This is a genomic window from Variovorax paradoxus, from assembly GCF_040544635.1.
GTDB lineage: Bacteria > Pseudomonadota > Gammaproteobacteria > Burkholderiales > Burkholderiaceae_C > Variovorax > Variovorax paradoxus_R.
Map to the genome: position 1 here is coordinate 406,252 of NZ_JBEPKJ010000002.1, position 25,673 is coordinate 431,924.

23 protein-coding genes are annotated in these 25,673 nt (G+C 66.6%); 10 read left to right on the forward strand and 13 right to left on the reverse strand.

What is annotated here, in order from left to right:
• Nucleotides 1-58: 58 nt before the first annotated feature.
• Nucleotides 59-2,443 (forward strand): helicase C-terminal domain-containing protein, encoded by a 2,385-nt coding sequence (locus ABIC94_RS05635; protein ID WP_436317939.1) that lies wholly within the window; start codon nucleotides 59-61, stop codon nucleotides 2,441-2,443.
• On the forward strand, nucleotides 2,430-3,038 hold the full coding sequence (locus tag ABIC94_RS05640; RefSeq protein WP_354371963.1) for an alpha-ketoglutarate-dependent dioxygenase AlkB: 609 nt from the start codon (nucleotides 2,430-2,432) through the stop codon (nucleotides 3,036-3,038). The genes ABIC94_RS05635 and ABIC94_RS05640 overlap by 14 nt, the downstream gene beginning before the upstream one ends.
• Before the next feature lie 96 nt (nucleotides 3,039-3,134).
• On the opposite strand, the gene ABIC94_RS05645 is transcribed toward ABIC94_RS05640, so the two are convergent.
• A complete protein-coding gene (locus ABIC94_RS05645) occupies nucleotides 3,135-3,323 on the reverse strand; it encodes a hypothetical protein (RefSeq protein WP_354371964.1) in 189 nt (62 codons plus the stop codon).
• 445 nt (nucleotides 3,324-3,768) lie between these two features.
• Between ABIC94_RS05645 and bioA the strand changes: the two genes are divergently transcribed.
• The 3 genes from bioA to bioD are packed head-to-tail and all read left to right on the forward strand — an operon-like array spanning nucleotide 3,769 to nucleotide 7,134.
• Entirely contained in the window at nucleotides 3,769-5,172 is a 1,404-nt protein-coding gene (gene bioA / locus ABIC94_RS05650) for an adenosylmethionine--8-amino-7-oxononanoate transaminase (RefSeq protein WP_354371965.1), read from the forward strand.
• Nucleotides 5,156-6,388, forward strand: coding sequence for an 8-amino-7-oxononanoate synthase (gene bioF / locus ABIC94_RS05655; RefSeq protein WP_354371966.1), 1,233 nt, complete (start codon nucleotides 5,156-5,158; stop codon nucleotides 6,386-6,388). The genes bioA and bioF overlap by 17 nt, the downstream gene beginning before the upstream one ends.
• Complete coding sequence (gene bioD, locus ABIC94_RS05660; RefSeq protein ID WP_354371968.1) at nucleotides 6,385-7,134, forward strand: dethiobiotin synthase; 750 nt, start codon at nucleotides 6,385-6,387, stop codon at nucleotides 7,132-7,134. The genes bioF and bioD overlap by 4 nt, the downstream gene beginning before the upstream one ends.
• A gap of 9 nt (nucleotides 7,135-7,143) precedes the next feature.
• On the opposite strand, the gene ABIC94_RS05665 is transcribed toward bioD, so the two are convergent.
• Nucleotides 7,144-8,202: an aldo/keto reductase gene (locus ABIC94_RS05665; RefSeq protein ID WP_354371969.1), complete on the reverse strand. Its 1,059-nt coding sequence runs from the start codon at nucleotides 8,200-8,202 to the stop codon at nucleotides 7,144-7,146.
• Between the two features lie 232 nt (nucleotides 8,203-8,434).
• On the opposite strand from ABIC94_RS05665, the gene ABIC94_RS05670 reads away from it, so the two are divergent.
• On the forward strand, nucleotides 8,435-9,427 hold the full coding sequence (locus tag ABIC94_RS05670) for an AraC family transcriptional regulator (RefSeq protein WP_354371971.1): 993 nt from the start codon (nucleotides 8,435-8,437) through the stop codon (nucleotides 9,425-9,427).
• 36 nt (nucleotides 9,428-9,463) lie between these two features.
• Here ABIC94_RS05670 and ABIC94_RS05675 read toward each other — a convergent pair whose 3' ends face one another.
• The 10 genes from ABIC94_RS05675 to ABIC94_RS05720 all read right to left on the reverse strand — a co-directional run bounded on the left by ABIC94_RS05675 (nucleotide 9,464) and on the right by ABIC94_RS05720 (nucleotide 21,001).
• Entirely contained in the window at nucleotides 9,464-11,833 is a 2,370-nt protein-coding gene (locus ABIC94_RS05675; RefSeq protein WP_354371972.1) for a phosphoketolase family protein, read from the reverse strand.
• Nucleotides 11,834-11,865: 32 nt separating this feature from the next.
• On the reverse strand, nucleotides 11,866-12,111 hold the full coding sequence (locus tag ABIC94_RS05680) for a BON domain-containing protein (RefSeq protein ID WP_354371973.1): 246 nt from the start codon (nucleotides 12,109-12,111) through the stop codon (nucleotides 11,866-11,868).
• 176 nt (nucleotides 12,112-12,287) lie between these two features.
• Nucleotides 12,288-13,673 carry a DUF5666 domain-containing protein gene (locus ABIC94_RS05685; RefSeq protein WP_354371974.1) on the reverse strand — a complete coding sequence of 462 codons (1,386 nt, stop codon included), beginning with the start codon at nucleotides 13,671-13,673 and terminating at the stop codon, nucleotides 12,288-12,290.
• Nucleotides 13,670-14,512, reverse strand: a complete 843-nt coding sequence (locus ABIC94_RS05690) for a DUF6502 family protein (protein WP_354371975.1) — start codon at nucleotides 14,510-14,512, stop codon at nucleotides 13,670-13,672. Before ABIC94_RS05690 ends, ABIC94_RS05685 begins: the two co-directional genes overlap by 4 nt.
• Before the next feature lie 128 nt (nucleotides 14,513-14,640).
• Nucleotides 14,641-15,153 (reverse strand): GspH/FimT family pseudopilin, encoded by a 513-nt coding sequence (locus ABIC94_RS05695; RefSeq protein ID WP_354371977.1) that lies wholly within the window; start codon nucleotides 15,151-15,153, stop codon nucleotides 14,641-14,643.
• Nucleotides 15,154-15,166: 13 nt separating this feature from the next.
• Entirely contained in the window at nucleotides 15,167-18,244 is a 3,078-nt protein-coding gene (locus tag ABIC94_RS05700) for a pilus assembly protein (RefSeq protein ID WP_354371978.1), read from the reverse strand.
• Between the two features lie 54 nt (nucleotides 18,245-18,298).
• Complete coding sequence (locus ABIC94_RS05705) at nucleotides 18,299-18,850, reverse strand: pilus assembly PilX family protein (protein ID WP_354372043.1); 552 nt, start codon at nucleotides 18,848-18,850, stop codon at nucleotides 18,299-18,301.
• Between the two features lie 2 nt (nucleotides 18,851-18,852).
• Nucleotides 18,853-20,016 carry a PilW family protein gene (locus tag ABIC94_RS05710; protein WP_354371979.1) on the reverse strand — a complete coding sequence of 388 codons (1,164 nt, stop codon included), beginning with the start codon at nucleotides 20,014-20,016 and terminating at the stop codon, nucleotides 18,853-18,855.
• Nucleotides 20,013-20,606 (reverse strand): prepilin-type N-terminal cleavage/methylation domain-containing protein, encoded by a 594-nt coding sequence (locus tag ABIC94_RS05715; RefSeq protein WP_354371981.1) that lies wholly within the window; start codon nucleotides 20,604-20,606, stop codon nucleotides 20,013-20,015. Before ABIC94_RS05715 ends, ABIC94_RS05710 begins: the two co-directional genes overlap by 4 nt.
• Nucleotides 20,600-21,001 carry a type IV pilin protein gene (locus ABIC94_RS05720; RefSeq protein ID WP_354371983.1) on the reverse strand — a complete coding sequence of 134 codons (402 nt, stop codon included), beginning with the start codon at nucleotides 20,999-21,001 and terminating at the stop codon, nucleotides 20,600-20,602. The genes ABIC94_RS05715 and ABIC94_RS05720 overlap by 7 nt, the downstream gene beginning before the upstream one ends.
• 285 nt (nucleotides 21,002-21,286) lie before the next feature.
• Between ABIC94_RS05720 and ABIC94_RS05725 the strand changes: the two genes are divergently transcribed.
• From ABIC94_RS05725 to ABIC94_RS05735, 3 genes are all read left to right on the forward strand, one after another.
• The gene (locus tag ABIC94_RS05725) at nucleotides 21,287-21,547 is read left to right on the forward strand and encodes a hypothetical protein (protein WP_354371984.1); all 261 of its coding nucleotides are present in this window, start codon (nucleotides 21,287-21,289) and stop codon (nucleotides 21,545-21,547) included.
• A 25-nt stretch (nucleotides 21,548-21,572) separates the two neighbouring features.
• The gene (locus tag ABIC94_RS05730) at nucleotides 21,573-21,812 is read left to right on the forward strand and encodes a hypothetical protein (RefSeq protein ID WP_354371986.1); all 240 of its coding nucleotides are present in this window, start codon (nucleotides 21,573-21,575) and stop codon (nucleotides 21,810-21,812) included.
• Nucleotides 21,813-21,979: 167 nt separating this feature from the next.
• The gene (locus tag ABIC94_RS05735; RefSeq protein WP_354371987.1) at nucleotides 21,980-22,999 is read left to right on the forward strand and encodes an AraC family transcriptional regulator; all 1,020 of its coding nucleotides are present in this window, start codon (nucleotides 21,980-21,982) and stop codon (nucleotides 22,997-22,999) included.
• 10 nt (nucleotides 23,000-23,009) lie between these two features.
• On the opposite strand, the gene ABIC94_RS05740 is transcribed toward ABIC94_RS05735, so the two are convergent.
• Nucleotides 23,010-24,209 carry an ABC transporter substrate-binding protein gene (locus ABIC94_RS05740; RefSeq protein WP_354371989.1) on the reverse strand — a complete coding sequence of 400 codons (1,200 nt, stop codon included), beginning with the start codon at nucleotides 24,207-24,209 and terminating at the stop codon, nucleotides 23,010-23,012.
• Between the two features lie 199 nt (nucleotides 24,210-24,408).
• Between ABIC94_RS05740 and ABIC94_RS05745 the strand changes: the two genes are divergently transcribed.
• Nucleotides 24,409-25,668 (forward strand): dienelactone hydrolase family protein, encoded by a 1,260-nt coding sequence (locus tag ABIC94_RS05745; protein ID WP_354371991.1) that lies wholly within the window; start codon nucleotides 24,409-24,411, stop codon nucleotides 25,666-25,668.
• The last annotated feature ends 5 nt before the right edge of the window (nucleotides 25,669-25,673 follow it).

Sequence of the window (25,673 nt, forward strand, 5' to 3'; positions counted from 1 at the left end):
GTCCTTCGTGTCGGAGAAGACCCCGACACGTTTCCTGCGACGTTTCTACGCGAAGGAAATGGCCGCCGTTATACTGTTGTTTCATACAGTACGCCAAGTGACCGCAAACCCTTCGATCAAGCCGCAGAACGGGGTGGCCGATTCGCTCGATGCGCGCACGGTCTCCGTCAAGGCGCTGTGCGCCTTCGGCGCCAAGGCGGGCGACCTCGACCTGCGTTTCGTGCCTGCGCCCAGCGCGCTCGAGGGCATGGCCGGCCACGCGCTCGTGCAGGGGCGGCGCGGCGACACCTACCAGAGCGAGGTGCCGCTGGTCTCGCACTGGGGTGCACTCAAGGTGCGCGGCCGCGCCGACGGGCATGACCCGCGCGAACCCCGCGTCGAAGAAATCAAGACCTTCCGCGGCGACTTCGACGCCATTCGCGGCAACCACCGGGCGCTGCACTGGGCCCAGGCTCGCACCTACGCCTGGATGCTGTGCGAGATGCACGGGTACGAACACATCGCCGTGGCGCTGGTCTACCTCGACCTCGCCACCGGCGAGGAAACCGTGCTGGAAGAGCGGCACGACCGGGCTGCGCTGCAGGCGCACTTCGAGCTTTTGTGCGCACGCTACAGCGCATGGGCGCAAAGCGAAGCGGCGCATCGTGCCGCGCTCGAAGACGCGCTCGGCCGGCTCGAATTTCCCCACGGCGCATTCCGCCCGGGCCAGCGGGAGTTGGCCGAGGCCGTCTACCGCGCGGGCGTGAACGGGCGCTGCCTGATGGCGCAGGCGCCCACCGGCATCGGCAAGACGCTGGCCACCATCTTTCCGTTGCTGAAGGCGCGGGCGGCGCAAAAGATCGACAAGATTTTCTTTCTCACAGCCAAGACCTCCGGCCGTGCCGTGGCGCTGGACGCCTTGCACGTGCTGGGCAAAGGGCGCGCGCAGGTGCGCGTGCTCGAACTCACGGCGCGCGAGAAGGTCTGCGAATACCCCGACCGCGCCTGCAACGGCGATTCATGTCCGCTCGCGAAAGGCTTCTACGACCGCCTGCCCGCGGCGCGGGAAGAGGCCGCGCGGGCAGCCCGGCTCGACCGGCAGGCGCTGCGGCAGATTGCGCTGGCGCACACCGTGTGCCCCTATTTCCTGGCGCAGGAAATGGCGCATTGGTCCGACGTGATCGTGGGCGACTACAACTACTATTTCGACGGCAGCGCCTTTCTCTACGCCACCATGAAAGACGCCGAGTGGGGCGCAGCCGTGCTGGTCGACGAGGCGCACAACCTGCTGGAGCGTGCGCGCGGCATGTACACCGCCCAGCTCGACGGCGTTGCGCTGGAAGAAGCCCACCGCGTGGCGCCCGCGGCGGTGCGCGGCCCGCTGGGGCGGCTCTACCGCGAATGGGACACGGTGCAGCAATCGCAAACTGAGCCTTACGACACCGCCGACGAAATTCCCGAGCGCTTTGCACGCGCGCTGCAGGCCGCCAACATGGCCATGGGCGAGTACTTCGCGGCCACGCCCGACGCCGTGCAGGGGCCGCTGCAGCGCTTCTTCTTCGACGCGCTGCAGTTCGCCCGGCTGGCCGAGTCGTTCGACGACCATTCGGTTTTCGAGCGCACCCTGGGTCCCGCGCACGACCAGCAGCAGCGCAGCCTGGCCATCCGCAACCTGGTGCCGGCGCCGTTCCTCGAAGCGCGCTTTGCGGATGCCGCCTCCGTCACCTGCTTTTCGGGCACCCTGTCGCCGTTCGGGTTCTACCGCGATGCGCTCGGGCTGCCGCCGGAAACGGTGCTGCTCGATGTGGCGTCGCCATTCCGGAGCCAGCAGCTGCGCGTCGAGGTGGCCATGAACGTGTCGACGCGGTTCCGCGACCGCGCCGGCTCTCTGCGCAGCGTGGCCGAGATCATCGGCGCCCAGTTCGAGCGCCTGCCCGGCAACTATCTTGCGTTCTTCAGCAGCTTCGACTACCTGGAAAAAGCCTGCGCGGCTTTCCTGGCGAAGCACCCCGGCGTGCCGGTGTGGACGCAGACGCGCGGCATGGCCGAAGCCGAGCGCCACGACTTTCTCGCGCGCTTCGAGGAGGGCGGCCGCGGCATCGGCTTTGCCGTGCTCGGCGGCGCATTCGGCGAAGGCATCGACTTGCCCGGCAGCCGCCTGATCGGCGCTTTTGTCGCGAGCCTGGGCCTGCCGCAGTACAACGCCCTGAACGAAATCACCCGCGAACGCATGCAGGCGCGCTTCGGCAAGGGCTACGAGTACACCTATCTCTATCCGGGCCTGCAAAAAGTAGTGCAGGCGGCCGGCCGGGTCATTCGCACCGAACAGGACCGGGGCGTGCTGCATCTGCTGGACGACCGATTTGCGCGCGCCGAAATCCGGCAACTGTTGCCGCCCTGGTGGGAGCTGCGGCTGGGCGGCAGCTCGGCGCAAGAATGGGAAGACTTCGATGCGGTCCGCTAAGCGCATTCAGCTGGCCGACGAACCCGATCTGTTCGGCGACGTACCCGCGGCCGCCATCGAGGGCCTGCGGTACCAGCACGAATTTCTCACGCGTGCCGAGGAAGAAGAGCTGCTGGGCATCGTGCGGGGCTTTCAGCTCCGGGAGATGCGCTACAAGGAATACACCGCGCGCCGCCGCGGCATCAGCTTTGGCGGCAGCTACGACTTCGCCAACCACCGCCTGCGGCCCGGTGGTGCGCTGCCGGAGGTGCTCCATCCGTTGCGCGCCAGGGTCGCCGCATGGATGGGCATGGCACCCGAAGATTTCACGCACGTGCTGGTAGCCGAATACCGGCCCGGCACGCCGCTCGGCTGGCACCGCGACGTGCCCGATTTCGAGGACATCGTCGGGGTTTCGCTGTTGAGTGACGCGGTGATACAACTGCGGCCGTATCCGCCGGCGAGTGCCACCGCCCCCGCCAGCCTTCAGTTGCTGATGGAGCCGCGCTCCATCTACATGCTGCGCGGCGAAGCGCGCTGGGCATGGCAGCACAGCATTGCGCCGACCGAGGCCCTGCGCTATTCGATCACCATGCGCACGCGGCGGCGCGGGTGACTTGCGGCGGGCCTGGCCGCGGGCTTTTTCGCGGCAGGCTCAAAGACCGGGTGGCGTGGCGTGCGCTCCCAGCGGGCACTGTTCACGCAGACGCCATCAATGCGCCCCGCCGCCCCGCCGGGACTGGCTCTGGTTGCTGCCGCCGACGTGGCTTTCGCGGTCGTGGCGGCTTTCGACGGTCCGGCGCGGCTCGTTGCGCGGCGTCGGGCTCTGGTTGCCCGCCTTGTTGTGCTGCGGAGGCAACGAACCACGCTCATCGGGCGTGTTGGGGTTCGTCTTGGACATGGGCTGCTCCTTCAAAAGAATGGATGGACATTTATTTGTCCGCGCAGCGCACGCCCCATGATGTGGGAGTAGACCCACGGCAGGCGTCGTCCAAGCCTCATGCCGGGCAAGGCCCGGAGGTGAAAGCAGCGCGCTGGCCGGCCCCCGATTTGCCAATAGTCGAAATCGGCCATCAAGCCGTCCGATAACAAGAATAGCTGCCTTGCAGGGGGTGAGAACTCGATATTCCACCGCTATCTTTGTCGTCGGTAAGACAACTTGCGTTCTCCCTTCGGGGTGGCCTCCGCACGCGAAGCCGCCCTGTTGCGCGAGGTTGATTTGAACGAGCGGCCTACGCCGGCCAACGTCGTTCAAGTGCGGGTCATCTCACACCCGCGCCGGCAGTTTGCCGCGCTGGATTTGCGCCGATACGATCCCGCGCCTTGCCCCCACAAAGGATGCGCGGATGCCGCCAACGATTGCTTCTCTCTCGACCTCCGCAGCGTCGAAAAACGCCGACTGGCAGCAGCGCAGCCGGCGCCATGTGTGGCACCCGTGCACGCAGAGCATCCGGCTCGAAGCGGTTCCGCCCTTGCCGATTGCGCGGGGCGAGGGCGTCTGGCTGTTCGACCACGACGGACGCCGCTACCTCGACGCCACGAGTTCGTGGTGGGTCAATCTCTTCGGGCATGCGCACCCGGCCATCAATGCCGCATTGAAGGAGCAGATCGACACGTTCTCGCACGTGATGCTCGCGGGCTGCACGCACGCGCCGGCCGTCGAGCTGGCCGAGCGGCTCGCCGCGCGGACCGGCCATGCGCTGGGCCACTGCTTCTATGCCTCCGATGGCGCCTCGGCCGTGGAGATCGCGTTGAAAATGAGCTTTCATGCGTGGCGCAATGCGGGTCGCAGCGGCAAGCAGAACTTCGTCGCGCTGCGGCACGGCTACCACGGCGAAACGCTGGGCGCGCTGCATGTGACCGACGTGCCGGTGTTCCGCGACGCCTACGCGCCGCTTCTTGCCAATGCGCACCTCGTCGCATCGCCCGATGCACGGGCCGCATTGCCGGGCGAGGACGCAGCCGCCGTCGCGCGGCGCGCCGCCGCCGAACTCGAAGCGCTGCTCGCCGAACGGCATGCATCGATTGCAGCCGTGATCGTCGAGCCGCTGGTGCAATGCGCCACCGGCATGGCAATGCACGACCCCGAATACCTGCGCCTCGTGCGCGCGCTGTGCGACCGATACGGCGTGCACCTCATCGCCGACGAAATTGCGGTGGGGTGCGGGCGCACCGGCAGCTTCTTTGCGTGCGAGCAAGCCGGCATCTGGCCCGATTTCCTGTGCCTTTCCAAAGGCATCAGCGGCGGCTACCTGCCGCTTGCGCTGGTGATGACGCGCGATGAGATCTACGAAGGTTTCGTGGACGACGACGTGGCGCGCAGCTTTCTGCATTCCCATTCCTACACCGGCAACGCGCTGGCCTGCCGCGCCGCGCTCGCGACACTCGACCTGTTCGAGCGAGAAGACGCATTGCGGCGCAACCGCGGCCGCGCCGAACGGTTGATCGGCCGGTTGCGCGAAGGGCTCCGCGGCATGCCCGTCGATCACCTGCGCCAGCGCGGAATGATCACGGCCTTCGACGTGCGTGAGCCCGGTGCCCGGTTCGCGGAGCGCTTTCACCTGGCCGCACGGGCGAACGGACTGCTGATGCGGCCGATCGGCGCGACCGTCTACCTCATGCCGCCCTATGCGATCGGCGACGGCGACATCGACCTGCTGGTCGACGGCACGCTGGCCACGCTACAGGCGGTGGCCGCCTCCACCCGAGCAGACCATGCAGAAGGGGGCCGCGATGCTGCGCTTGCTTGAACGCCTGCAGGACGAGATCACCGCGCTCGACGCGCAGTCGCTGCGCCGCCGCCGGCAGATCGCCGAAACGGCCTGCGCACCCGAGCAATCGCTGACGCTGGCCGGTGCGAGCGCGCAGCGCACCATGCTCGGCTTCAGCAGCAACGACTACCTCGGCCTCGCCGCGCATCCGGCGCTGGCCGCCGCACTGGCCGAAGGCGCGGCACGCTACGGCACGGGCAGCGGCGGCTCGCACCTGATCCTCGGCCATTCGCGCGCGCACGCCGAGCTCGAGGAGCGGCTGGCCGGCTGGATGGCGCCGTTCATCCCGGAGGCGCGCAGCCTGTTCTTCTGCACGGGCTACATGGCCAACCTCGCGGTGCTGTCGGCGCTGGGCGGCGCGGAGGCGGTGATCTTTTCCGAGTCGCTCAACCACGCCTCGCTGATCGACGGCGCGCGGCTGGCCAAGGCGCGGGTCGAGCGCTATCCGCATTGCGACGTGGCCGCGCTCGATGCGCAGCTCGGTGCCTGCGATGCGCCGGTCAAGCTCATCGTGAGCGATGCGGTCTTCAGCATGGACGGCAACATCGCGCCCGTGGCCGGATTGCTCGCGCTGGCCGAGCGCCATGACGCCTGGCTGGTGCTCGACGACGCACACGGCTTCGGCGTGCTCGGCGACACCGGCCGGGGCGTGCTGCAGGCGATGGGCCTGCGCTCGGAACGGCTGGTGCTCATCGGCACGCTGGGCAAGGCGGCCGGGGTGTCGGGCGCGTTCGTGGCGGCGCATCGCACCGTCATCGACTACCTTGTGCAGCGGGCGCGGCCGTACATCTTCACCACCGCGGCGCCGCCGGCCATTGCGCACGCGCTGCTCGCGAGCCTGACGCTGATCGAAGGCGAAGAAGGCAACGTGCGCCGCGCCAGTTTGAAGGCGCGCATCGGGCAACTGCGCCGGGGCCTCGAGGCCATCCTGCCGCCGGACGGCAGCGCCTGGCTGCCGGATTCGCCCACCGCCATCCAGCCGCTGATCGTCGGCGACAACGCGCGCGCCATGCAGACCATGGCGCAGCTCGATGCCCGCGGCCTGCGCGTGGGTGCGATCCGCCCGCCGACCGTGCCCGCCGGCACCGCGCGGCTGCGGATCACGCTGTCGGCCAGCCACAGCGAGGCCGACGTGGCGCGGCTGATCGATGCCTTGGGCGAGGCACTGGCGCAGCCGTGGAAGGAGGCCGCATGACGCACCGCCGCTGGTTCGTCACGGGCACCGACACGGGCGTGGGCAAGACGCTGGTCAGCAGTGCGATGCTGAGCTTGCTGGCCGAATCGGGCCTGCGGGCGGTCGGCATGAAGCCGGTGGCCGCGGGGCTGGAGCAGGTCGATGGCGTCTGGCAAAACGAAGATGTCGAGCAGTTGCGCGCCGCCGGCAACGTCGATACGCCGCAAGCCTTGCGCTGCCCGTACCTGCTGCGCGCGCCGATGTCGCCGCACCTGGCGGCGAGGGAGGAGGGCGTGCGCATCGAGTTGCCGCCGCTGCTGTCGGCCTTCGCGGCGCTGTCGCAGTGCGCCGACGCGGTGGTCGTCGAAGGCGTGGGCGGGTTCTGCGTGCCGTTCGGCGACGACCTCGACAGCGCCGACCTGGCCGTGGCGCTGGGCCTGCCGGTGATCCTCGTGGTCGGGCTGCGGCTCGGCTGCCTGAACCACGCGTTGCTCACGGCGGAAGCCATCCGGGCGCGTGGCCTCGTACTGGCGGGATGGATCGCGAGTGTCACCGAGCCGGGGATGCTGGCACCCGAGGCCAACCTGCAGACGCTGCGCAGCCGGCTCGGCGCGCCCTTGCTCGGCGTGGTGCCGCACCTGGCCGAGCCCTCAGCGGAAAGCGCCGCGCAGCACATCGACCTGCGCGCATTGCGCGCCACCGCGGCCCACGCCGCGCACCGGTCAGCCGCGCTGGCCCGATTCGACCACTCAGCCGCGCTGGCCTGATTCGACCACTCAGCCGCGCTGGCCTGATTCGGCGAGGCGCTTCGCCCGTGCGCCGCCCTGGCGTTCGAGCATCCAGCCCGGGTACTCGGACGGCAGCGCGCTCACCTTGTCGAGCAGGGCCAGCTCTTCGGCATCGAGCCGGATGGCGGTGGCGGCAATGTTGTCGTCCAGCTGCGCAACGCGCTTGGCGCCGGCGATCACGCTGGTCACCACCGGCTGGTGCAGCAGCCACGCCAGTGCGATCTGCGCGACCGACACCTTGCGCGCTTCGGCCAGCTGGCGCATTGCGTCGATGCAGTCATAGGCGCGCTCGACGTTCACGGGCGGAAAGTCGAAGCTGGCGCGGCGGCTGCCCTTTTCTGCCTCGCCCGCTTCGACATGGCGGCCGTATTTGCCGCTCAGCAGGCCGCCGGCCAGCGGGCTCCAGACCATCAGGCCGAGGTTTTCGCTCTGCAGCATCGGCGCCAGCTCCCGCTCCAGGTCGCGCCCGGCAATGGTGTAGTAGGCCTGCAGCGATTCGAAGCGCGCAAGCCCTTGGCGCTCGGCGATGCCCAGCGCCTTCATGATCTGCCAGGCGGCCCAGTTCGAAACACCCACGTAGCGCACATGGCCTTGCTGCACCAGGTTGTCCAGCGCGCGCACGGTTTCCTCGATGGGCGTGACCGGGTCGAAGCCATGGATCTGGTACAGGTCGATGTGGTCCAGCTGCAGGCGCTTGAGGCTGGCCTTCACGCCGTCCATGATGTGATAGCGCGAGGCGCCGGCCGCATTGGGAGTTTTGCCGGTTTCGCCGAAAACCTTGGTCGCCACGACGACGTTCTCGCGCGGCACCTTGAGGTTCTTCAGGGCCTGGCCGGTCATGGTTTCCGAGAGGCCTTCGGAGTACACGTCGGCGGTGTCGATGAAGTTGATGCCGGCGTCCAGCGCCCGGCCGACCAGGCGTTCCGCCTCGGCTTGCTGGAGGTTGCCGATCTGGCCCCAGATGCCGCTGGCGCCGCCGAAAGTCATGGTGCCGAGGCAGAGTTCGGAAACGAAGAGGCCGGTGCGGCCGAATTTGCGGTACTGCATGAGAGATGTCCTTTGGATCGGTTGCACTCGAAGGGGCCGAAAGCCCCTGCGGCTGCAAAAGTATCCGGCCGCGGCACCAGGCATGGCGAGCGCGTTCCTGCAAAGTCTTTGCCTATTTCTCCAGACCTCCTGTCCGGCCCGTGCAGATTCATGGGAGCGGCGCTAAGCTTTGAACCACCCGATCCTCCACGCCGGCCGCCACCGCGGCCCAACCCGTGACAAGGCCCCGAACATGCCCCAAGAAACACCCGAAATCGCTGCCGCCATTGCCCAGCCGATGCCGCTGGATCCCGAACTCGACGAAGCCAGGAAGGAACTGGTGGCGCTGATCAACCGCATCACGCGCGGGCAGGACGGCACTGTGGAAACGCCGGTGGCCGGCCTGCAGGTGTTCTGCATCAGCAAGCCGGACGGTCCCAAGCACGCCTTCGCCACCCCCGCGCTCGGGCTGATTGCGCAGGGCTCCAAGCGCATCATCGTGGGCGACGACATCTACGTGTACGACCCGATGCACTACCTGGTGACCTCGGTCGACCTGCCGGTGTGCGGTCAGGTGCGCCTGACGAGCGACAACGAGCCCTACCTCGGCGTGCGGCTGGAGCTGGCCATCGACGAGATCGGCAAACTCATCGGCGACGAGAAGCTGCCCGCGAAGGCCAATGCGCCCGCGTCGCGCGGCATGTACGTCAACCGCATCGCCATGCCGGTGCTGGAGCCGGTGCTGCGGCTGCTGCGGCTGGTCGAAACGCCGGAGGACGTGCCGATCATGGCGCCGCTCATCAAGCGCGAGATCATGTACCGCCTGCTGGTGAACGGCGAGGGCGCGCGGCTGCGGCAGATTGCGCTGCAGGACAGCCACACCCAGCGCATTGCCAAGGCCATCAGCGCGCTGCGCATCAACTATGCGCAGTCGCTGCGGATTGAGGACATGGCACGCGCGGTGCACATGAGCGTGTCGTCGTTCCACCATCACTTCAAGGCCGTGACGGCCATGAGCCCGCTGCAGTACCAGAAGCAGCTTCGCCTGCAGGAGGCACGCCGCCAGATGCTGATGGCCGGCGCCGACGTGGCGAGCGCGGCGCACAGCGTGGGCTACGAAAGCCCGTCGCAGTTTGCCCGCGAGTACGGCCGCATGTTCGGCGCGCCGCCGCTGCGCGACAAGCGGCGCTGGCTCAGCGACGCCGAGAACGACGCCATCGGCGCCGTGTCGGTGCAGGCGGCCTGAGTGGCCTGAGTCTGGCTGCTTCTTCTCTGTTGCGGCTCAGCGCGCCCAGCGCCAGTCTTCGATTTCCGGCATGTCCTTGCCGTGAACGGTGATGTAGGCGCGGTGCTCCAGCAGCTTGTCGCGCAGGTGCTGCTGCACGTGGCCCGCGCTGTTGCGAACGCGCTCGACGCGGTCGATGGCATCGGCGGCCAGGTGAAAGCGGTCCAGCCGGTTGAGCACGGTCATGTCGAACGGCGTGGTGGTGGTGCCTTCCTCGCAGTAGCCGTGCACATGAAAGTTGTCGTGGTTCGTGCGCTTGTACGTGAGCCGGTGGATCAGCGACGGGTAGCCATGGAAGGCGAAGATCACCGGGCGGTCGGTGGTGAAGATCGAATCGAAGTCCGCATCCGAAAGCCCGTGCGGATGAGCGCCCGGCGACTGCAGCGCCATCAGGTCGACCACGTTCACCACGCGCACCTTCAGCTCCGGGAGCATCTCGCGCAGCAGGTCGACGGCGGCCATTGCTTCCAGCGTGGGCACGTCGCCCGCGCAGGCCATGACCACGTCGGGCACGGCGCCTTCGTCGTTGCTGGCCCAGGTCCAGATGCCCAGGCCCACGGAGCAATGGCGCACCGCAGCCTCGATGTCCAGCCACTGCGGGCCGGGCTGCTTGCCGGCCACGATCACGTTCACGTAGTTGCGGCTGCGCAGGCAGTGGTCCACCACCGAAAGCAGCGTGTTCGCATCGGGCGGCAGGTACACGCGCACCACCTCGGCCTTCTTGTTCACCACATGGTCGAGAAAGCCCGGGTCCTGGTGGCTGAAACCGTTGTGGTCCTGCCGCCAGACGTGGCTGGTGAGCAGGTAGTTCAGCGAGGCTATCGGCCGCCGCCAGCCGATGCCGCGTGTCACCTTGAGCCACTTGGCATGCTGGTTGAACATCGAATCGATGATGTGGATGAACGCCTCGTAGCATGAAAAGAAGCCGTGGCGCCCGGTGAGCAGGTAGCCTTCGAGCCAGCCCTGGCAAAGGTGTTCGCTGAGCACCTCCATCACCCGGCCGTCGGGCGACACGTGGTCGTCGCCGGGCAGGATCTCGGCGGTTGAAGTTCGGCCGGTGACCTCGAACAGGTCGCCGAGCCGGTTCGACGTGGTTTCGTCCGGCCCCATCACACGGAAATTGCGCGCCGCTGCGTTGAGCCGCATCACATCGCGCAGGAACCGGCCCGCGACGCGCGTGGCCTCCGCGTCCGCCGCACCGGGCGCATCGACGGCCACCGAATGCTCGCGAAACGGCGGCATCGCCAGGTCCCTGAGCAGCAGGCCGCCGTTGGCATGCGGATTGGCGCTCATGCGCTTCGGCCCCTCGGGTGCGAGCGCGGCAATTTCGGGCCGCAGCGCGCCGTCGGCATCGAACAGTTCCTCCGGCCGGTAGCTGCGCATCCAGTCTTCGAGCAGGCCGACGTGGCCGGGCTTGCCGGCAAAGCCCGTCAACGGCACCTGGTGGGAGCGGAAGGTGCCTTCGACCGGCACGCCGTCCACCTGCCGCGGCCCGGTCCAGCCTTTGGGCGAGCGCAGCACGATCATCGGCCAGCGCGGCCGCTCGCGGAACCCGTCTTTCCGGGCCCGCGCCTGGATGGCGTGGATGTCGTCGAGCGCCTTGTCGAGCGCGGCCGCCATCAGGCGGTGCATCTGCGCGGGTTCATGCCCGGCCACGAAAGAGGGCTCGTAGCCGTAGCCTCGCATCAGCTGCGCCAGCTCTTCGTCGCCGATGCGCGCGAGCACCGTGGGCCCGGCGATCTTGTAGCCGTTGAGATGCAGCACCGGCAGCACGGCACCGTCGGTTGCCGGGTTCAGGAACTTGTTGGAATGCCAGCTTGCCGCGAGTGCGCCGGTTTCCGCCTCGCCGTCGCCGACCACGCAGCAGGCGAGCAGGCCGGGGTTGTCGAACACGGCGCCATACGCGTGCAGCAGCGAATAGCCGAGCTCTCCGCCTTCGTGGATGGAGCCCGGTGTTTCAGGCGCCACGTGGCTCGGAATGCCGCCCGGAAACGAGAACTGCGTGAAGAGCCGCTTCAGCCCTTCCGCGCTTTGGCCGACATGGGGATACACCTCGCTGTAGGTGCCTTCGAGGTACGTATTGGCCACCACGCCCGGGCCGCCGTGGCCGGGTCCCGCAATGAACAGGGCGTCGAGCTCGCGGGCCTTGATGACGCGGTTCATGTGCGCATAGACGAAGTTGAGGCCCGGCGTCGTGCCCCAGTGCCCCAGGAGGCGCGGCTTGATGTGAGACAGGTCGAGCTTGTCGCGAAGCAAGGGGTTGTCCATCAGGTAGATCTGGCCCACGGACAGGTAGTTGGCTGCGCGCCACCAGGCGTCGAGCAGTGAAAAGTCCTGCTCGGCCGCAGGCGGGGAGGTGAGAGGCATGGGCTGCTTTCTTCGGGTTGGCACCCGAAGTGTCAAGGCTTGGGCGGTGCAACGGCTTGATGCGCGTCAACAGTGGTCAGCTGGTTCACGATGGTGCCGATGCCTTCGGCCCGGCGCACGGCGCGCTCCACGGCGGTCTTCAGGCCTTCGCTGGCAAGCATGCCCTGCAAGGTGACCACGCCGCCTTCTACGCACACGTCGACATCGCATCCCACCACCGCCGGGTCCCAGTTCAACTGGGCGAAGACCTCGTGCCTGAGTTCAAGATCGGGGTTCATTCCAAACCTTTCGAAAAAGAGATTGTTCGAACAGGGCCGTTCTTCTTCTTTTTCGTCGCGCTCAGCTCACAGGATGCCGCGATCGAGCCGGAGGTGCAAATGCAACCCCTGGCTTTTCTCGGGCGTTTTTGGGGCAGGCGCCGGCCGGCTGGACGGCGCGCCTGCGTGGCAGGGCGTCAGGGCGTGAAGCTGACGCGCTTCGCGATGAGCACGCCGTTTTCGACCGTGTCGCCGACCACGGTCACGCGGCGGCCGTTGGCCAACTCAGCGATTGTTCCGCCTTCAAAGGCGGTTCCGGGGCGGCCGGCGTTCACCTGGCGGCCCTGAACCCGGAAATCCGCAGGGGGTTGGTAGCCGCCTATGGCCCCGATCAGCGTGAAATCGACCGGCCCGCCGGCGCCCGGGACGTTGCGGACGCGCAGCTTTTTCGCGACCAGAACGCCGTTGTTCATGAAGCCGTCGACTTCCACCTTGACGCCGTTGCCGATCGAAGTCAACTGGCCGGGCGGAATCTGCGCATTCGACGCGTTGATCGCTGTACCCAGCACCTTGAGGTCGTCGATCCCGTTGTAGTTGGTGACGACACCCGCGAGCTGCACCGCCGCGGCGTTTTGCGTCGGTATGGCGTACCAGCCCTGCACCTTGGTTGCGTTGAAGTTGCCCGCAACCGGCGTCGCGTTGCCGCGCACGCGAACGATCGCGCCCTCGGCCAGCGTGGATTCGTCGATGCCGTTCAAGAACGCGGCGTCGCCGTACTGGACGGTGAGCTGACCGAGCGTGAAGCTCGTTCTCAACCTGTCCAGGTTTTGCACGAATCCGGTGACCAGCGGTTCGGCCGAAGCGGGATTCAGGTCGACGCGCGTGGCACGCAAGGTGCCCGGCGCGGAGGGCAGGCCCCAGACCTGCACCACGCTGCCGGCCGGAACCTGATTCAGGCTGTTGGCACCGCTCCACACGGTGGCGTTGTCGGTGGTGACCGTGGTGCCCATGACGACGAAGCTGCCGCCCGCGAGGTCGATGGCCGACACGGCACCGCGCAGTTCGGCCGCCGAAACGACCTGCTGCGCCGTGGCCGCGGTGAATTCGCTGTCGATCTTGCCGGCAATGCGCACGCTCATGCCGATCTGCAGCTCGCTGGTGTCTTCGAGGCTGAAGTTGGCGGCGTCCGTGTTGTAGCGCACGCCGTTCAAGATGATGCTCCCCAGTCCGCCCACGGAACCGACGCCGGTCGCGTCGGCGGTGCTCACGCCGGTGCCGCCCGATCCCACGCCGTCGCCACTGCTGTTGCCGGCCGTGCTCGTGCCATCGGTTCCGCCGCTCGTGCCGCCGCCTGTGCTTCCCGAGCCGTCGGCCCCGCCCGCAGTGCCGGTGCCGGTGCCGGTGCTGCTGCTGCCCGTGCCCGCGCCGCCGGAGTTGTCGCTTCCGCTGCCCACGGCCGAACTGCCGCCAAAGCCCACGCTCCCCACGGCACTTCCGCCGCCACCGCCGCCGCCGCACGAGAGCAGCAAGGCCATGGCTCCGGCGAGGAGGATGCCGCGCATCCATCGGTTGTGGTTTTTCATGAAGTGCTCTCTTCCCGCTTGGGGGCGACGACCGGCGGAAGCGGCGCCGCGTCGTCTTCATAATAGGTGTAGATCCCGACCCGGATGCGCCCTTTGGCGCCGCTCGGGGCCCGGTTGACGGCGCGTGTCATTTCGCCCGCCAGTTCATGGTGCAGGGCGGACCAGCGTTCGCGCACCAGTTGATGGATATTCTCGCAATCCTGCAGCCCCAGGCCGCGCGCATAGACCGCACGCTCGAGCATGCGCGGCTGCTCGCCAAGGGTGTTGGACACCGCGGCCAGCAGGTGGTCGCGGCCGTTGTCTCCCAGAAATGCCAGCATGGCCTGCAGGTCGCCCTCCGGCACGAAGCCGTCGACCTTGAGCTCGGCACAGCCGTTCTGTTCGGCCACCATGTTCAGGCGCACCAGCTCGTCGAGGATGGTGCGATGGTGCACATTGCCGCGGCTGCCAAGCTTGGCCACGGTTTCGAAGGAGGGCATGTCCACGTCGTCGGCGGTAATCGGCAACCGCTGGTAGGCCTGGTTTTCGGACACCATCTGCAGCCACAGCGTGAAGGTCTTGGCCGCGGCCGATATTTCCGTGTGGGGCAGGGCGTCCACGGTTTCGCGGACCTTGGCGGTCACGGCCTTGCGGTTCAGCCCGGTCGTGACCGACAGCTGGCTGATATTGGGCTTTGCCACGCCCTGCTTGCGCCAGGAGCGCGTGGCTTCCTCCAGAAGCAGGTCGCGCAGCAAGACTTCCAGGTGCGGATGTTTCACCCCCATGGCCAGGGCGAGCCTCACCACTGGCCGCATGATGCGGGCGCAGGCGGCAAGTGCCCAGTCCAACTGGTGTTCCATGAGATGAAGCGTATTTACTGCTGGTGTAATGCAATCGCGTTACGGTGGACCGAAATGGCAAGGCCCGCAAGCCCCGTATCAGTGCACTATTGTCCGCATCGCCGAGGATCGCACAAAAAAGACCTCATTCACGCGCCGCAGCTGCCTGCGGTGGTCCGCGCGATCGAGGAACGCCCCGTCGCGCTGATCTTGACCACGCGCTCCTGGGTACCCACGGGGCTGGCGCGGCAGATCGTGATGTTGGCCGCGGTGCCGCCGACGCCGGTGGCCTCGAAGCTAAGGGCGCTGAGACCGCCGCTGTCGCGCATCTGGTAGCCGCTGGCGGTGGCGGGCTGCTTCTGGATGACCTGCCCGCTGTTGCTGACGACGATCCAGCCGGCTTCCCATTGGCCGTTGGTGGCACAGGCCGTGCCGTTGGACGAGGCGCACAGCGTCACGGGCGCGTTGCGCTTGATGGCTTCGCTGCGCGCCAGCTGGCTGCCGGCCACGAGATCGGTCGAGTAGGAGGTCAGCCGGCTCGAAAGCTGGATGTTGTCGAAGGAGGGAACCGCCACCGACACCAGCACCACGAGCACCACGACGGTGACCATCAGCTCGACGAGCGTGAAGCCGCGTGCGCGCATGCCGGCGGTTGTCTGCACCTTGCCCACCTTGTTACTTCTGGATGAACCAGTAGACGCGGCCCTTGGGCTGCGTGAAGGCGGTCTTCACCGCAGCGCCCTTCGGGCTCAGGAACGAGTCGGGGTTGGCGCCGATCACCACGTCGCGGAAGCTGCCGTTCACCATGACGCGGCCGACCACGGGCGAGGGCGCGAGGCCGCCGCCGACCACGTTCTGGAACCGTGCGCCCTGCGCACCGGCGTTCAGGTAGGCCAGGTTGTAGACGTTGGCGGTGCCCAGGTCGGCGCGGCACGACTGGCGCACGGTCGGATCGGTGGGCGTGTGGGTGTTGAAGGTGGTGTTGCCATAAGCGGTGACGGACGAGGTCACCACCTGTTCGCCCGGCGCGAGCACCAGGTACCAGCCCTTCTTGGCCGCCAGGGCGGTGGGCGAAGGCGCATCAGTGCCGGTAATGGCCAGCAGCGAGCCGTGGCACAGCAGCGAACTGCCGTCGCAGTTGCCCGATTCGTTGGTGAGCCAGGTTGCGTCGGCGGGTTTGTCCACCATCATGTAGAAGCGGTTGGAGACGCTGACCGCGGCCGAGTAGGAGCGCAGCGGCTTTTCGCGGTCGCCCGAACCCAGCAGCAGCACGTTCATGCCGTTGTCTTCGACCACGTCGGGCCCGAACATGAACTTGCGGTTGGGCGTGCAGGTGGTGCTCGCGACGTCGCAGCCGAGCGAGGCGATCTTGGTCATCGTCCAGCTGCCCGGCGCGGCAGCACCGATGGCAATGCGATAGACGTTGCCGCCCAGGTCGGCCGCATAGGCCATCTTGGCCAGGCCCGCGCTGTCGTTCACGACGGTGACTTCGCCGGTGACGCCGCGGTCGGTGGTGAAGGTCTTCAGCACGTTGCCGGTGCTGGCGTCGAGCACGTAGACCTTGTTGCCCTTGGCGGCCGCGCCGCAGGCCTGGGCCGCAGCGGTGGTGTCGACGTCTTCGCACTTGTCGTAGCCGCCGCCGAACATCACCATGGGCGAGCTGCCCGAACCGTAGCCGGCCGACTTGACGATCTTCGGTGCCGACCAGGTCTGGCCGATGCCGGTCATGTCGTTGGCACCCGTGTCGCAGCCGACGTCGTCGTCCTGGTTCGGGCAGCCCCTGCGCCACTTGAGGATGGGCGAGGCGGGGTTCGACACATCGAAGGCATAGACCAGGCGGCCGCCGCGGCGCATGCTCGCGTAGAGCCAGGCTTCATTGCCTTGGCGGTAGGCTGCCATGGCGCCATCCATGCCGTAGGGCTTGGGGGCGGTGGCGCCCACGCTGACCGGCAAGCCGGGAAAGTTGATGCGCTTGGTGTTGTCGTACAGCCGCTTGATGCTGCCGTAGAACTCCGGCGGCACGAAGGACCACATCTCGCTGCCGGGCGCCGCGGAGCCGATGGCGGCGCTCTGGTTGCCGTTGACGGCACGCAGCATGCCGTCGTTGGCACCGTAGAACACCACCACCTCCGGCTGGTCGTCGCTGCCGTAGTTGATGGCCACCGGGCGCGAGTGCACCACGTCGCCGTGCACCGAAGGGCGCATGGCCGTGGCGGAGGTGAGGGGCGTGCCGTCCGCAGCACGCCGCTCGTCACCCTTGTTGTCCAGGCCGCGAAGCCACTCGATCAGCGTGGTGCGCTCGGCGTCGGTTGGCACGCCGAGCGCCTCTTTGGTGATGCCCGCCGTGTTGCCGGTGGCAAAGCTCGTCAGGATCGAGCAGTCGTCCGCTGCGCAGGTCTTCACGTTGCGGTCGGCCGTGAGCACCTGCCGCAGCATGTAGCCTTGCGCGCCTTTTTCGACCACATTGCCGTCGGGGCTCTCGGCGGCCTCCTTGCCGAGGCAGTCACCCGCAGGCCGGAAGCTCCAGTAGGCATCGGTGGTGCTTGGCGCGGGTGTCCAGAAACTTCGCGCGCAGGGCGCGATGAAGCCGGTCTGGTTGTTGATGGCATTGGTTCCGGCCGCGTCCTGCAGGATCAGCTGGTTGTTGGTGTCCAGGCCGAGCTTGTACTGCTTGAGATTGCCGTTCCAGCGCGGATAGGCGGAATCGTCAGGGCGGAACATGCCCACGAACACCTGGTTCAGGTAGGTGCCCTGCGTGTTCACGCTCACGGGCAGGCTCACCGAGGAGAACACGCTGTTGACCGACTGGATCTTGCTGAAGATGTCGTCCAGCGCTTCCTTGAGCGCCAGGCCCAGGTCGACCTTGGCGCTGAGGTCGTAGTACTCGCCCTTGCTCTGGCCGGCCATGCTCTTGAGCAGCGCGCTCCAGCCCGGCCCCTGGCCGCCGGTGGCCTTGGCCGCTTCAACGGTGTAGACCTTCACGCCCATGCTGGTCTGCAGGAACTTGGCCCATTCGTCTGCCACGTTGTCTTGCGAGCCGCTCGGGCTCAGCGGAATCATGGTGGTGGTGCCTCCGGCCGCGCGCAGGGCGTTGGTGGAGGTCGTGGTGTCGCTGTTGTTGTCTTGCGCGGCGCCGTTGCTGATGTAGATGACGTAGGTGCCGATGCAGTTGGTGGTGTTCGGGCCGATGTAGGTGTTGCTGTTGATCGCCGACAGCGGATTGCCCGGCAGCGCATAGATGGCCTTCGACGCGGCGGTACCGAAGACATTGCCTGCGTAGTCGGCCTTCGCCTTGTTGTTGCCGCCCATGGGCGCGCCGCTTGCAAGATAGCGGTAGACCTCCGCCATCATCTTGCCGGCCTTGCCGCCGTTGGATTTGTCCTCGAGCTTGCCCAGGCTGCGGATCAGCGCACCGTATTTTTCCCTGTTGGCGTCGTCCATCAAGCGCACGCCGGCGCGCAAATATGCACCGTCGATGTTGGAGTTGCCTCCGCCCGTCTCGCTGAACATCATCACGCCGACCTTGAACTTGCCGGTTGGCAGGCTCTCGAAGGCGCTGGCCAGCGCGTTGATCTCAGCGGTGAAAGGCTGGTTCCAGTTGGCCGTGTTGTCCAGCACGAACAGCACGTTCGGCGCGTCCGTCACGGTCTGGTTGTAGCCGACGAAAAGATCGATGTCTTCCGCCTGCGCTGCGGTAAGGCCGAACATCAGCAGCGCGGCGGCCCAGAGCGGCCGGAAGAAGTTCTTTTTCATGATGTCGATCCGTTCATCGTCGTGATCATTCGCAGTAGATGTGCGGGGTCTGGCCTACGAGCACAGGGCTTCGAATTGCTCTTTGGTCAGCAGCGCTCGCACGCCCTGGCGTACCGCCGTGACCGTGCCGCTGGCGGCATGGGTCACGCTGGTGCTGATGTCCCACACCGTGTTGTATTGGTCGGGCAGGGCATTGAGCCCCGAGCCGCTGGTGGATGAATTTCCGCCGATACCGCCTGGCCCCGCAGTGCCGCCACCCGTGTCGGTCGACTTGGTCGCGCGCACGCAGGTGGGGGCGGCGATGGCCACGGTGTAGTCGGTGGTGCCGTCGTTGTTGATGTCCACCTGGCTCTGGGTGCCTTGGGGCATGGCCAGCGAAGGCGATCCGTCCACGCCCGGCAGCAGCAGGGAGGAGGCCACTTCCTCGATGGCGCGGTTGGCCGCAGCCACCGCCTCGTTGCGGCTCTGCATGTTGCCGACTGACTTGAGGTTGGTGTTGCTGAGCGTGAACCCGGCCGTGACGGCAAGGGTGATCAGCACCAGCATGATCAGCCCGACGATCAACGCCGCGCCGCCTTGCCGGCGCATGGGGAACGTGGATGGCATCTTCACGGCGTTTCCCTGCGGCCGGTCACGTTGGTCATGCGGATCGCGGTGGTGAAGGCATGCCGCTTGTAGCGGTCGTTGAACGGCCCGAGCGTTGCGCTGCCGAGGTTGTAGGTGCGCGTATCGGTATGGCCCGGAGACACCTCGATGCTGCGGGCCACCACGTAGAGCTTGACGGCCGCCACATTGATCAGCTGGTCTGCGGTGCAGGGCGAAGCCGTGCTGCAATGAACGAAGTTGCCGTCGGGGCTTCCGTCGCCGCGGTTGGTGGGTGTGGACCTGACGGCCGCGTCGGCCCAGGAAATGGCCTGGGTGTAGTTCACCGCTGCGCCGGTCTTGCCCAGCGTGTCCAGGCCCAGTTCCACGCGAAAGCCCTCGACACCTTCGATGAGCGGCACAGGCGGCAACTGCGCCAGCCCCGTGGCCGAGAGATCGAAGCGCGAACGCGCCAGGGTCGGGATGCCGTCGCCGACCGTTTCGGCGTAGTCGCGCACGTAATAGATGTCGGAGATGAACTTGCGCTTGGGCGACGGCGTCGTGCAGTTCTTGCTCATCATGGTGGCAAAGCCGGCCGTGGTGAGGTCGAAATCGGACGGCTTCTGCGTTCCGCAGAAAGACGACTGGAAGTACAGCTTGCCCAGTGTATCGGCTTCGCAATTCGGCATGCCGGCGATGCAGGTCTCGGCATGGCGCACCACCAGCACGTCGGTGTCGGCTTTCTTGTTCGTCAACAGGCCGGCGCAGCTGGCGGGCACGGCGTCGTACGCCTGCACGGGCATGTCGAGCAGGCTGCGCTTGTAGTCTTCCGTCCAGTTCGCCGCCGAGTAGGGCAGGCACGGATCGGGTGCGTTGCCGGTGGGAACCTTCGCGGGCACGCCCGACACCGTGAGGTCGTCGAACTCGGGCATGTAGTTTTCCCAGAAGCCCGCGTGCGTGATTTCGTTCTCGAGCACAAAGACGCTGAGGCGGCCGCCCTCGATCTGGCGGTTGACCTTGACCATTTCGCGCTGGGTGTTGTTCACATTGAGGAACAGCGCAATCAGCGCCGCCAGCACGATCAGCATGATCGTGACCGACACCATCAGTTCGATCAGCGTCAGGCCGCGCTGGTGCTGCGGGGCACGGACAAGATGGCGAGTTTTTCCTGCCGGGCGTGCGCGCATCATGAAAGCGTCCCGATGCGCACGAGCGTCGTCACGGCCCGGCGGCACCTGTCGGCCGTGCACTGGGGGCTTGGCGTTGTCGCCGTGGGGGCCACGTCGTACGCGTCCTTGCCGCAGGCCACGCCTTCCGGCGGTGCGGCGATGGGCACGAGGCCCTGCCAGGCGACGGTGATCAGGTACTCGTTATTGCCCAAGTCCTCCACGCAACCCCGCCCGCCGATCATGGCGCCCAGCTTGGTGGTGCCAGAGGTTTCGGCCGCGCCCTGCAGCGCGCTGCACCATTCCATGGCGTCGATCTGCTGGCGCGAGCCCATGCCGGTGGGGCAGTTGGTCCCGGCGCCCAGCGGCGAAGCGGTGACGTAGCTGGAGGCCATGCGGCGATTGATTGCAATGCGGCTGGCCATGTCGTTGAGCAGGATCAGCGCCTGCGAGCGCTGGTAAGACTCCATTTCGGACGACTGGAGGCGGGCCTGCAGGCCCACGAGCCCGAACAAGCCGAAGGCGACGATCAGCAGGGTGACCAGCACTTCGATCAGCGTGGCGCCGCGTTGCGCGCGGGCGCGTTGGGTGGCAATCGGACGCGGCTTCACCATTTGTCGGCCGGCGTTTTCGCGCCTTGGTTATCGAGGGTGATATTGCCGTCGGACTGCTGGGCTCCGCTGGGCGTGAAAGTCAGGACAAAGCCCGGAACATCGGTCGTTACGGTGATCGTGTAGTCGTAGTTGGCGGCAACGTCCGCGGGCAGCGAGTAGCCACTGGCCGCCAGCGTCGTCTTGTCGGCGTAGCTGCGGTTGGCCAGCAGGAATTGCTGCTGCCGGTTGGCGATATCCATCATTTGGGCCTGGGCGGCGGAGCGCTTGGCGCGGATCACGTAGCGCTGGTAGCTCGGTATCGCGATGGAAGCGAGGATCGCGATGATCACCACCGTGATCATTACCTCGATCAATGTGAAGCCATTGCGCCGGCGCGAAAACGAGAGCTTTTTCATTCAGCTGGCCAAGGTAATGATGTGTCAGATTGTATGTAAATGTGAATTTATCACATTCGAACGTTAAATAGTGCACCCATGGGCCGGACTATTTGGAGTCCGCGGAGCAGGTGTTGTGTACCGGCACATACGAAGCACCGACACATTCAACACTTTGAAAAGGGTGCCGAGGCGAGGATGCTTCCGACTGATGGACGCTGGCGTCGTCCTACGCGCGGGCGCCCCGGAGTTCCCAGAATCGATTCATTGCCACTTTGCTCCCCGAGCGAACAGGAGTCGAACGAAATGAACAGAGCACCCGGAAATCTGGGCTCGGGCGACGGATCCCGGCCCACCACCAGCGGCGGGGCAGACAACATCGGCGCGGGAGAAAAGTTCACCAGCAGTTCTTCGGCCGCCGGAGAACAGGACTCGGCACCAGCCCCCGCCGAGCGCATGGCGAGCAAGCGCAAGAACGTGGAGGCATCGCGCCACGACGGTTCCGCGGCCTACGGGTTGCGGGAAGACCTCCGATCGGAAACCAACAAGGAGCCGCGCAAGCCCTAGCGGCTTGCATGGCCGAGGAGCCTCCATGACGACTTCGGAAAAAGCTTTCCCCTTTCCCACCTCCAAGAACCACGGCAAGCCTCCGGTCGAGCCAGCAAAGCCAGTCGAGCAGGCGCCCAGCGAAGAGGCCCTGGACAGCGGCGTCGAGGAGTCCTTTCCCGCCAGCGACCCGGTATCGGTCACCGTGACCAAGGTCAAGCTGCCGAAGGCGCAGCAGGACAAGGACAAGGAAAAAGCGAAAGAGACCGGCGGCAAGCAGGCGTAGGCAGCCGGAACCGGGCCACGAACAAAAAAGCCGGGACCGCCGGGCAAGCTTCTTGCACGCCGCCCGGGGCAATCCCCATGGCAGGACCCGGCCTCGGGGCGGTAGATTGCGCTCCTGCCCCAGCGGCAGAGATAGCTATCACTACTTTTGGCCCCCGAGGAGTGTTCGTGGACGCATGGTCGAGCCAGCAGCTTTCCACCCTGTACGGGCGCGAGATATTCCGGTCGCGCGAGGCGGACGAAACTCACGCGCTGGTGAGCCATGAACTGAAGGCGCACCGGAGCACCTGGGGCCGCGGCAGCGTCGATGCGGTCTTCTGCCGGGCCGAGTTGAGCGCACTCTCCCTGTGCATCCTGCGCTATGGCTGCGATGTCGACATCGAGCCCGACACGCTGGGCAACTTCGTGCTGGTGCAGATGCCGCTCCGCGGCCATGCCGAAGTACATACCGGTGGCCAGTCGGTGCTCATCCATCCCGGCCAGGGCGCCGTGGTGTCCGCGCACAAACCCGTGCGGCTGCGCTGGCACGCCGACTGCGAGCAGCTGATGCTGAAGATCGATCTGCGCCGTTTGCAGGAAGTGGCACGCCGCACGTTCGCAACCCGCCATGCAGGAGGGACGGGAGACATCGGCGAAATCGATTTCGAGTTGCCGCTGCGGCTCGACGACGCCGCCGGCACGCAGTGGTGCCGCATGGTGGCCGGTCTGGCATCGTTGCTGCCTTCGGACGGCCACGAACCTTACGACCCGCGCTGGCTGGCGCACTACGAAGACAACCTCATGCTCTACCTGCTGTGCCACCGGCCCAATTCGGTGCGGCAGCAGCACGATGCCATGCGGCTCGGTTCGGAGGCGGCCGGCATGCGGCAGCTGCGGCGTGCCGAAGAGTTCATGCGCGGCCGGCTCGATACGCCGCTTTCCCTGGAAGACGTGGCGGAAGCCACCGGAGTGTCGCGGCGCGCGCTGGGCCTTCTCTTTCGCCGCTACCGCGATCTTTCGCCGATGGAAGTGCTTCGCAACATGCGGCTCGACGCCGCGCATGCCCAACTGGCGCGGCACGACGGCGCCAGCGTAACCGAGGTTGCGTTCAACTGCGGCTTCTCGCACCTGAGCCGTTTTTCTGCCTGCTATCGCGAGCGCTTCGGCCAACTCCCGCGCGAAACTTCGCGCGAGCCGGCGCGGCACTAGAACCAGCGCCTCAGGATGACTTCATCGCGCACTTGGCGGACGAGCTGTCCTGGTAGTTCTGCAGCACCGTGCCGATCACCTTGTTGGTGATGCGGCCGCTGGCGTCCTTGCCGATCACGCGCAAGTAGTAGTTCTGAATCGGGAAGTTGTTGGTGCCGTAGCTGAAGTCGCCGCGCACCGACTTGTACCTGGCGGCCTTGATCGCCTTCAGCAGAGCCGGCCGGTCCGCCACCTTGCCGCCCACGTCACGCACCGCCGCGTCCATGGCCATGAGCACGTCGTAGGCCTGGCCCGCATAGAACGACGGGTTGCGGCCGTTGTTCTGCTCCCGGAAATCAGCCACGAAGCGCTTGTTCGCAGGGTTGTCGAGGTCGTATGACCAATGCGCGGTGTTGAAGAGCCCGAGCATCGGCTCGCCCACGGCGGGAATCATGTCTTCGTCGGCCGAGAAGGCGGTCGAGATCAGCGCCACGTCTTTCGACAGGCCCGCACCCACGAACTGCTTGATGAAGCTCACGCCCATGGCACCCGGCAGAAAGAAGTAGAGCGCATCGGGCCTGGCCGCGCGAATCTGCGCAATTTCGGCGGAGTAATCGAGCTGGCCGAGCTTGGTGTAGAGCTCGTCGCTCACCGCGCCCTTGAAGTTGCGCTTGAAGCCGTTGATTGCGTCCTTGCCGCCGGGGTAGCTTGGCGCGATGAGCGCTACCTTCTTGAAGCCCTTGTCCGAAGCGAACTTGCCCGCGGCTTCGTGATACGCGTCGTTCTGGTAAGACGCGCCGAAGAAATAGGGATTGCACTTGGCCCCCGAGTAGTCGCTCGGACCGGTGTTGCTCGAGAGGTAAGGCACCTTGGCCGCGAAAAGCGGCGCCCCCACCGCAAGCGCGACCGTCGAGCCGATGGGGCCGGTGAACAGGTCGATCTTGTCGCGCAGCAGCATGCGCTCCACCACCTGCCTGGCCAGGTCGGGGTTGCCGCCCGTGTCGGCCTCCACGAACTCGACCGGCACGCCGCCGAGCTTGCCGCCGAGCTGCTTCGTCGCCACCGCGAAGCCGGCCTTCGCCTCGGCGCCGCCCACGGCAAAGGGGCCGGAGAGGTCCATTGCGAGGCCGACCTTGACGGTTTGCGCCTGGGCCTGGGCCTGCGATGCGAATGCGGCCGTGACGGCGAGCACCAGTAAAGCAATGCCGGTTGTGATTCTTGCCTGCGACATGAAGGATCTCCTCAGGGGGTGATTCGGATGGCGTGGGTTGCAACAAAGGTATGTATGCGCGGGGGCCGAGTCTCCACGGCACGCGAACGGCGGGCTATCCACTTTTCGCGCTGCATGCGCCTGCAAGAAGTGGACAGACAGCGCACGGAGCGCTCCACAGAATCGTCCGCCGAACCCCACCACTTCGGAGACTCGCCCCATGAGCCAATACATCGACATTGCCGCCGCCGGCGGCCAGACCTTTCGCGGCTACCTTGCATTGCCGCCTTCGGGGCAAGGCCCCGGCATCGTGCTGTGCCAGGAGATCTTCGGCATCAACGACTACGTGCGCGAGGTTGCCGACCTTTACGCCGAGGAAGGCTATGTGGTGCTCGCGCCCGACCTGTTCTGGCGCATGGAGCCGAATGTCGAGCTTGGCTATTCGCCCGAAGACTGGCAGCGCGCATTCGGCTTCTTCCAGAAATTCGATGTGGCCGCCGGCGTTGCCGACATCACGGCCAGCGTGCAGGCGCTGCGTGCGCACCCGGCATGCACCGGCAAGGTTGGCGCTCTCGGTTTTTGCCTGGGCGGAAAGCTCGCCTATCTGGCGGCCGCGCATTCAGGCGTCGATGCGGCGGTGGGCTACTACGGCGTGGGCATCGAGGCTGACCTGGACGTGCTGCCGAAAATCGAATGCCCCATTGCGCTGCACTTCGCGGAGCTCGACAAGTTCTGCCCGGCTGAAGCGCGTAACCAGGTGCTCGACGCCTTTGCCGGCAAGCCCGGCGCGCAGTTGTATGTGTACCCCGGCGTCGACCACGCATTCGCACGCACTGGCGGCGAGCATTTCGACAAGCCTTCTGCGCTCATGGCGCACCAGCGTTCCATGGCACTGTTCAAGGATGCGATCGGCCCGGTCTATGACCTGTCTGCGCTCTGGGACAAGCATTGCGAATACGAGTTCGCGACGCGCGACGTGGTCGCCACCATGGGCACGATGGTGAGCGAACCGTATGTGAACCACATTCCCACCATGACCGGCGGGGTAGGGGCCAGGGAGCTCTCGCGCTTCTACAAGCATCACTTCATTCCGACCACACCGCCGGACACGCGGCTCACACCCATCTCGCGCACCGTGGGCGCGACGCAGATCGTCGATGAGATGCTGTTCTGCTTCACCCACACGGTGGAAATCGACTGGATGCTGCCGGGCATTGCGCCTACCGGCAAGGCGGTGGAAATTCCGCTCGTCGCCATCGTGAAGTTTCGCGGCGACAAGCTCTATCACGAGCACATCTATTGGGACCAGGCCAGCGTGCTGGTTCAAATTGGCCTGCTCGATGCGAAGGGGCTGCCCGTGGCGGGCGTGGAGACCGCGCGCAAGCTCGTGGACGAGCACCTGCCTTCCAACACGCTGATGCCGCGCTGGGAAAAATCGACCGGCCTGACCATCGCCGATCCTGCCTTGCCGTTGGGATGACGACC

Excerpts from the sequence above, each read along its gene's own strand:
- ABIC94_RS05635 (WP_436317939.1), top strand. The coding sequence starts at position 59 with ATGGCCGCCGTTATACTGTTGTTTCATACAGTACGCCAAGTGACCGCA.
- ABIC94_RS05640 (WP_354371963.1), top strand. The coding sequence starts at position 2,430 with ATGCGGTCCGCTAAGCGCATTCAGCTGGCCGACGAACCCGATCTGTTC.
- ABIC94_RS05645 (WP_354371964.1), bottom strand. The coding sequence starts at position 3,323 with ATGTCCAAGACGAACCCCAACACGCCCGATGAGCGTGGTTCGTTGCCT.
- bioA (WP_354371965.1), top strand. The coding sequence starts at position 3,769 with ATGCCGCCAACGATTGCTTCTCTCTCGACCTCCGCAGCGTCGAAAAAC.
- bioF (WP_354371966.1), top strand. The coding sequence starts at position 5,156 with ATGCTGCGCTTGCTTGAACGCCTGCAGGACGAGATCACCGCGCTCGAC.
- bioD (WP_354371968.1), top strand. The coding sequence starts at position 6,385 with ATGACGCACCGCCGCTGGTTCGTCACGGGCACCGACACGGGCGTGGGC.
- ABIC94_RS05665 (WP_354371969.1), bottom strand. The coding sequence starts at position 8,202 with ATGCAGTACCGCAAATTCGGCCGCACCGGCCTCTTCGTTTCCGAACTC.
- ABIC94_RS05670 (WP_354371971.1), top strand. The coding sequence starts at position 8,435 with ATGCCCCAAGAAACACCCGAAATCGCTGCCGCCATTGCCCAGCCGATG.
- ABIC94_RS05675 (WP_354371972.1), bottom strand. The coding sequence starts at position 11,833 with ATGCCTCTCACCTCCCCGCCTGCGGCCGAGCAGGACTTTTCACTGCTC.
- ABIC94_RS05680 (WP_354371973.1), bottom strand. The coding sequence starts at position 12,111 with ATGAACCCCGATCTTGAACTCAGGCACGAGGTCTTCGCCCAGTTGAAC.
- ABIC94_RS05685 (WP_354371974.1), bottom strand. The coding sequence starts at position 13,673 with ATGAAAAACCACAACCGATGGATGCGCGGCATCCTCCTCGCCGGAGCC.
- ABIC94_RS05690 (WP_354371975.1), bottom strand. The coding sequence starts at position 14,512 with ATGGAACACCAGTTGGACTGGGCACTTGCCGCCTGCGCCCGCATCATG.
- ABIC94_RS05700 (WP_354371978.1), bottom strand. The coding sequence starts at position 18,244 with ATGAAAAAGAACTTCTTCCGGCCGCTCTGGGCCGCCGCGCTGCTGATG.
- ABIC94_RS05705 (WP_354372043.1), bottom strand. The coding sequence starts at position 18,850 with ATGCCATCCACGTTCCCCATGCGCCGGCAAGGCGGCGCGGCGTTGATC.
- ABIC94_RS05710 (WP_354371979.1), bottom strand. The coding sequence starts at position 20,016 with ATGATGCGCGCACGCCCGGCAGGAAAAACTCGCCATCTTGTCCGTGCC.
- ABIC94_RS05715 (WP_354371981.1), bottom strand. The coding sequence starts at position 20,606 with ATGGTGAAGCCGCGTCCGATTGCCACCCAACGCGCCCGCGCGCAACGC.
- ABIC94_RS05720 (WP_354371983.1), bottom strand. The coding sequence starts at position 21,001 with ATGAAAAAGCTCTCGTTTTCGCGCCGGCGCAATGGCTTCACATTGATC.
- ABIC94_RS05725 (WP_354371984.1), top strand. The coding sequence starts at position 21,287 with ATGAACAGAGCACCCGGAAATCTGGGCTCGGGCGACGGATCCCGGCCC.
- ABIC94_RS05730 (WP_354371986.1), top strand. The coding sequence starts at position 21,573 with ATGACGACTTCGGAAAAAGCTTTCCCCTTTCCCACCTCCAAGAACCAC.
- ABIC94_RS05740 (WP_354371989.1), bottom strand. The coding sequence starts at position 24,209 with ATGTCGCAGGCAAGAATCACAACCGGCATTGCTTTACTGGTGCTCGCC.
- ABIC94_RS05745 (WP_354371991.1), top strand. The coding sequence starts at position 24,409 with ATGAGCCAATACATCGACATTGCCGCCGCCGGCGGCCAGACCTTTCGC.